The sequence below is a fragment of the Streptomyces sp. FH025 genome (assembly GCF_017427025.1).
Lineage (GTDB): Bacteria > Actinomycetota > Actinomycetes > Streptomycetales > Streptomycetaceae > Kitasatospora.
The window spans coordinates 1-5847 of record NZ_JAFLNG010000497.1; the positions used below are offsets into that span (position 1 = coordinate 1).

The following is a 5847-nucleotide window of genomic DNA, read 5'->3' on the forward strand; positions in this document are numbered from 1 at the left end:
CCGTACGGTCCGCACGGCCCGTACCGCGTGGAGCGCGTGGAGCGCTACCTGCGCGGCTGGGACCGCGCCCGCCGGCTGTTCGCCGCCGACTCGGCCGTCCACCCGCAGCGGTACGTGGCCGCCGCACTGCCCCGGCTGCCGTTCGCGGACGGCGCCTTCGCCCTCGCCCTGAGCGGCTTCCTGCTCTTCGCCTACCCCGAACTGTTCGGCCCCGAGCACCAGTTGGCCGCCCTGGCCGAGCTGGTCCGGGTGACCTCCCCGGCGGGCGAGGTGCGGGTGCAGCCGCTGTGCGACGGCTACGGCCGCCGCTGCGGCCACCTCGACCGGCTGCGCCACGCGCTCGGCGAGCGCCGGATAGCCAGCGAGGTCCGCCGCCTTCCCCGGGCCGAGGACGGCCGGAGCCGGAAAGTGCTGGTGCTGCGCGCGGCCGACCATCGCCGTCGGTCAGCATGTAATAGTCACTAGGCATATTCACCCCTATACTCGCTGCATGACCGAGACGACGATCCGGCGTGCCGACGCGGCCGACGCCGACCGACTCACCGCACTGATGCAGGCCTCCTCCGCCTACCGGGGCGAGTACTTCGCGATGATCGACGGCTACCGGATGAGGCCCGACTACCTCGCCCGCCACGAGGTGTTCCTCGCCGTCGACGCCGACACCGACCGGCTGCTCGGCTTCTACGGGCTGATCCGCGAACCGGCCGAACTGGACCTCATGTTCGTCGCCGACGAGACCCAGGGGCTCGGCATCGGGCGGAAGCTGATCACGGACATGCTCGACCGGGCCCGGGCGGCCGGGATCGCCTCGGTCAAGGTCGTCTCCCACCCGCCCGCCGAGGGCTTCTACCTGCGGATGGGCGCCGAGCGCACCGGCACCCGCCCGCCGCAGGTCAAGACCCCCTGGGAGCAGCCCGAACTGCGCTTCACCGTCTAGGAGCCGCCGCCCCGGGAGCCGTCGCCGGACGACGGCGCGACCGACGGCGCGGACGGCGGCGCGGCCGCAGCCGGCGACGGGCCGGCCGGCTGCGCCGGGACGAAGGCCGTCGCCTGCAACCGGGACAGGATCTTCTCCGCCAGCCAGCTGCGGTCCGACCCGTACGGGATGCCCCGCGGGTCGACCAGCTGCGCCGCCACCGCGTCCCGCAGCCGCTGCGCCTCCGCGCCGGGCAGGAAGGAGAGCAGCCCCCGGGCGGCCAGCAGCGCGTGGTACTGCTCGAAGCCCGAGCGAGGGTGCTCGATCGCGTCCAGCACGCTCGGCAGGTCCGCCAACGACGGGTCGCCCTGCATCAGCGCGAGGGCCTGGATCCGGCGGCCCTCGGAGCCGTCCGCGAAGAGGTCCCGCACCTGGTCGGCGGTCAGCGCCGAACGCCGCGCGGTCGAGCGGACCTCCGCCACCACGCCCTCCGGCCCGGCGGGGGAGCCCGAGGAGGGCGGCAACTGCGTGGCCAGCGCCGCCGGTTGCGCCGCGCTGTCGCCGAGCAACCCGAGCTGGTGCATCGCGCGCATCCGCAGGTCGTCCGCGCCGACCTTGTCGCCCCGCCGGTCGCGGTCCTGCCCGGCCAGGAAGAGGTCCAGCGCCTGGTCCGCGTCGTTCAGCACCCGCGGCAGCGCGAGCCTGGTCACCAGCCAGCCGGCCAGGAAGCCGAAGACCAGGAAGTACAGGACCAGCGCGGCCGCGAACGGCACCGCGGCGCCGTCCTCCCCGCCGAGCGCGGGCGCCAGCGCCGTACCGAGCGCGTGCAGCCGCTCCCCGAGCGAGCCGAGCTGGGTCAGTCCGACGCCCAGCAGCACCTTGGTGAGCCAGTCCGAGACCTGCTCCAGGTTGGTGTTCGGCGCGTACGACCCCTGCGGCTCACCGGAGCCGCCGCGCACCCGGGGCACCCCGAACAGGAAGCCCAGCGCGCCGCCGAGCACCGCCGAGGCCCCGGCCACCACCAGCCCGCCGCCGAGCGCCTGCCAGACCTCCTCCCGGCCGAGCGCGAACAGCAGCAGCCCGAGCAGACCCGTCCCGACCGGCACCCCGGCGGCCGTCCAGTGCACCGCCCGAAGCGCCGACGTACCGACCTGCCGTCGCGCCTTCGCCATCGCCCACCCCCTGTGTCCGCGCCACTCCGCTGCGGAGTCCGCGCCGACTCTAGCGCCGCGGCCCCACCGCGGGAACGCTCCGGGGCGCCGCCGCTACGGCACGGCCGGCGGCCGGGAACGCAGACGGCCCGCGGGCTGCTCCTCGACGCAGGCCCGTGCACTGGCCTGGCGCCGAGGCACCGGGGATGTACCGGTGAGCCCGCGGGCCGGGTGACTGCTGTGGATTTCGCCTGCCGGAGGCCTCTGGGGCCTCACCCTGCGCAGGCAGGGGCGGCTCTAGCGAGCAGCCACCTCACGCATCCTGATGGAACTCAACTCAGGATCACCTCCTTTCAGTGTGGGCCCACCATAGGCACCCCACCGTCCGGGCGGCAACGGATTATTCGCGACTCAGACGCTCTTCACCTTGTCCTGGAACTTGGTGTAGTCGACCACGTTGTCCGGCGAGGGCATCGTGATGGTGAGCGGCTTGTCGAAGTCGAGGAAGTCGATCTTGCCGGCGTCCTTGCCGGTCGTCTGCTCCACCCGCACGGGGTACGGCTTGCCCTCGGTGGCGACGTGCAGGAACGACTGCTGGCCCTTGGCGTCCTTCATCTTGAGGCTGAAGGTCTTCACCCCGTTGACGGTGCCCGCGCTGCCCTTGGTGGGGGCGCCCGCGCGGCCGTCATCCAGCATCTGCTTGCTCGCCACGGAGAGGTCGCAGAGTTCGGCGAGGTCCTTCATCTTGGGGTCGTTCTGGAAGCCGGTCAGGTAGCGGCCCTTGAACAGCTCGGCGACCGCGTCACCCTTCGGGCCGCCGAAGGTCTTCCAGAACTGCGCGTCCGGCTTGATGAAGTACTGCTTGCCGTCGCTGATCAGCTCGTACGAGCCCATGCCGGGCAGGCCCATCGTGCCCTGGCACTGACCTTTGGTGTCCATCGCCAGGTTGATCTTCATGACGCCGTCCGCGGACCCGAAGCTCCCGTCGATCTTCATGGAGGTGGCGGTGGCCAGCGCGTCCTTGGCCTTCTTCTGGATCTCCTGCGCGGACAGCCTGTCGGTGTCCAGTGCGGCGGCCGCGGTCGGCGTCGGGGTGGCGGGGGCGGTGGCGGTCGGCGTCGCGGCCGCCGCGGCGCCGGTCGACGGTGCGGCGGCGGAGCCCGCGGCCTTGTCCTTGTTGTCACCGCAGGCGGCCGTGCCGGCCCCCAGGAGCAGGCAGATCGCGGCGGAGGCCGCGAGGCGCTTCGACAGCATGAGGTGCTTCCTTATCCAGGGAACGGCCCGGCCGTTCCCCAACTTGCTGGATTTTTCCTCAGCAGTATCGGTGAGTTCCCTGGGAGCCGATCTTGGATCGGGTGCCCGTTACGGCTTCGTGGCACGAACGTGCTCTGCCGGTGTCGGGGCATGCGAAAAGGCCCGGAGGAAGAATCCTCCGGGCCTTTTCGGCTACTGAGTAGCGGGGACAGGATTTGAACCTGCGACCTCTGGGTTATGAGCCCAGCGAGCTACCGAGCTGCTCCACCCCGCGTCGGTGAACACAACAATACGTGGAAGTCGCCGAGATGGGAAATCGGTTCTTCAGGCGGGCTCCCCGGCCCCGTGGGACAGCCCCTCGGGCCGCCGGTCGCGGCGCGCGGCGTGCCGGGCCGAGCGGGCTCTCGTCCAGGCGGCGAAGCAGACCAGCGCCGCGAAGCACGGCACCATCAGCACCCCGTACACCACCAGGAACCCGTCCGTCCCCAGGCCGGCGGCGGCGTTCCAGGTGCCGTGCAGCGCCATCGCCAGCAGCAGCCCGGCCGGTGCGGCCAGCCGGGCCAGCCAGCGCCGCCCGGTGGTGAGGGCGACGGCCAGGCCGATCCCGGTGAGCGCGGTGAACAGCGGATGGGCGAAGGGGGAGAGCAGGGCGCGCAGCACGAAGGTCTGCACGGTGGAGTCGAAGTCGCGCAGGCTCGGCGGATCCCCGAGGCCGATGCTGTCCAGGCGGTGCCGCTGGTCGCTGCTGAAGGCCCGGCCCAGGTAGAGGGCGTTCTCGGTGAAGGCGAAGCCGCAGGCCGCCGTCCCGCCGAGCACCACCCCGGCCGCCAGCGTGCGCGGCCGGGAGCGGCCGTGCGGCGCCCCGCCGGAGCGCGGGGCCGGGCGCAGGTAGGGCAGCGGCCGCAGGTACGGGCGCAGCCGCGGCCCGCCCCGGATGTGCGGCCCGCGCTCGCACCGGCTCCTGCGCGGCCCGCAGGGCGCGGGCGGCCGGTGCAGCATCGGCGCGCAGGGGCGCCCGGTGCGGCGGCCGCGGCAGCGCAGCCGCTGACCGAGCGGCAGGAGCAGCACCAGCAGGGCGGTGGCCTTGGCGCTCTCCTCGATGACCGGGGTGGCGACCCCGGCGCCCAGCAGCTCGCCCAGCGGGCCCTGGTGCGAGGTCAGGTAGCTGGCGGTCCAGTTGTTGGCGAGGATCGCGACCGTGGTGGCCGCGCAGGCGCCCCAGCCGAGGCAGAACACGGTGTGCCGCAGCGGCACCCGGGCGGTCAGGTTGAGCCAGGCCAGGCCGCCGAGCACGAAGGGCAGCGGCACCACCGCCAGGCCCAGGCCGACCAGCAGCCCGACGGTGCCGGTCTGCCGCTGGACCAGGTGCAGGATCAGCACCCCGCAGCCGACCAGGGTCAGTACGGCGGTCGCGGTGACGGAGGAGATCGCCATCGATCGGCCGCGGCCCGGAGCCGTCGCAGGTGACCAGGGCAGGGCGGGCGCGGACGTGCCGGTCGGATGGGGCAGCGGCCGGTCGGCCCGGCGCCTCCGGGGCCCCGGGATGGTCCGGGTGTCGCCGGTGCGCGGAACCGTCGCCGGTGCGTCGGCGGCGGTGTGGACGGGCGTCCGGGGCCCGCCGCCGGGCGGGTCGCCCATGCGGCACAGGGTAGGACACGGTGACCGCCCGTCGGGAGGAGTCGGGGCGGATCCTCCCGCGGGGGCAGGGATTTCGGCCGGGGTGCGCCGCCGCCCGTTCGAACGGCGGCGGACGGCTCAGCGGCGGCGGAACAGCAGGTCGTGAACCACGTGGCCCTTGGCGATCCCGGCCCGTTCGAACTTGGTGAGCGGTCGCCAGTCCGGCCTGGGAGCGTAGCCCGGAATGCTGCCGTCCGGGTGGTCCGCGGGCTCCAGCCAGCTGCTGCCGTCACCCTCGGGGTGCAGGTTCTCCAGCTCCGGCGAGGCGGACAGCACGGTCAGCATCTGCTCCGCGTAGTGCTCCCAGTCCGTCGCGCAGTGGACCAGGGCGCCGGGGGCGAGCCGGGGCAGCACGAGGTCGAGGAAGGACGGCTGGATCAGCCGGCGCTTGTGGTGCTTGGGCTTGGGCCACGGGTCGGCGAAGTAGACCCGCAGCCCGGCCAGGGAGGCGTCCGGCAGCATGTCGCGCAGCAGGATGACGGCGTCGCCGGCGGCCAGCCGGACGTTCTCCGAGCCGTCGCGCTCCAGCATGCCGAGCAGGTTGCCGTGGCCGGGGGTGTGCACGTCGGCGGCGAGGATGCCCATCGACGGGTCGGCGGCGGCCATCGCGGCGGTGGTCTCGCCCATGCCGAAGCCGATCTCCAGGGTGACCGGCAGGTCGCCGAACAGCTCCCGCAGGTCCAGCGGAGTGCCGTCGATCGGTATGCCGTACCGCTCCCAGCTTCTGTCCAGGGCGCCCGCCTGGGCGTTGGTCATCCGGCCCCGGCGCGGCTGGAAGCTGCGGATGCGCCGCTCGCGGTGCTGGGCCTCGGTGGCCTTGTGCGGGTACATCGGCGCGGGGTAGGCGGC

Annotated in this window: 6 protein-coding genes and 1 tRNA gene; 2 read left to right on the top strand and 5 right to left on the bottom strand. The window is 73.5% G+C overall.

All coding sequences use genetic code 11. The annotated features are described in order from the left end of the window. Positions 1 to 465 (top strand): class I SAM-dependent methyltransferase (locus tag J0670_RS27670; protein ID WP_279383078.1); only part of this gene is annotated, 465 nt, incomplete at its 5' end. 25 nt (positions 466 to 490) lie between these two features. Continuing rightward, positions 491 to 937 (top strand): GNAT family N-acetyltransferase, encoded by a 447-nt coding sequence (locus J0670_RS27675; protein ID WP_207814422.1) that lies wholly within the window; start codon positions 491 to 493, stop codon positions 935 to 937. On the opposite strand, the gene J0670_RS27680 is transcribed toward J0670_RS27675, so the two are convergent. The 5 genes from J0670_RS27680 to trmB form a co-directional block, all read right to left on the bottom strand. Further along, on the bottom strand, positions 934 to 2088 hold the full coding sequence (locus tag J0670_RS27680) for a hypothetical protein (RefSeq protein ID WP_207814423.1): 1155 nt from the start codon (positions 2086 to 2088) through the stop codon (positions 934 to 936). The two genes, J0670_RS27675 and J0670_RS27680, sit on opposite strands and share 4 nt — an antisense overlap. A gap of 390 nt (positions 2089 to 2478) precedes the next feature. After that, positions 2479 to 3321: a hypothetical protein gene (locus J0670_RS27685; RefSeq protein ID WP_207814424.1), complete on the bottom strand. Its 843-nt coding sequence runs from the start codon at positions 3319 to 3321 to the stop codon at positions 2479 to 2481. Between the two features lie 200 nt (positions 3322 to 3521). Then, positions 3522 to 3595 (bottom strand) — tRNA-Met (locus J0670_RS27690). 50 nt (positions 3596 to 3645) lie between these two features. Then, positions 3646 to 4959 (bottom strand): PrsW family intramembrane metalloprotease, encoded by a 1314-nt coding sequence (locus J0670_RS27695; protein ID WP_207814425.1) that lies wholly within the window; start codon positions 4957 to 4959, stop codon positions 3646 to 3648. A 117-nt stretch (positions 4960 to 5076) separates the two neighbouring features. Then, the gene (gene trmB, locus J0670_RS27700) at positions 5077 to 5829 is read right to left on the bottom strand and encodes a tRNA (guanosine(46)-N7)-methyltransferase TrmB (RefSeq protein ID WP_374223182.1); all 753 of its coding nucleotides are present in this window, start codon (positions 5827 to 5829) and stop codon (positions 5077 to 5079) included. Between the last annotated feature and the right edge of the window lie 18 nt (positions 5830 to 5847).

Excerpts from the sequence above, each read along its gene's own strand:
- J0670_RS27695 (WP_207814425.1), bottom strand. The coding sequence starts at position 4,959 with ATGGGCGACCCGCCCGGCGGCGGGCCCCGGACGCCCGTCCACACCGCC.
- J0670_RS27685 (WP_207814424.1), bottom strand. The coding sequence starts at position 3,321 with ATGCTGTCGAAGCGCCTCGCGGCCTCCGCCGCGATCTGCCTGCTCCTG.
- J0670_RS27675 (WP_207814422.1), top strand. The coding sequence starts at position 491 with ATGACCGAGACGACGATCCGGCGTGCCGACGCGGCCGACGCCGACCGA.
- J0670_RS27680 (WP_207814423.1), bottom strand. The coding sequence starts at position 2,088 with ATGGCGAAGGCGCGACGGCAGGTCGGTACGTCGGCGCTTCGGGCGGTG.
- trmB (WP_374223182.1), bottom strand. The coding sequence starts at position 5,829 with ATGTACCCGCACAAGGCCACCGAGGCCCAGCACCGCGAGCGGCGCATC.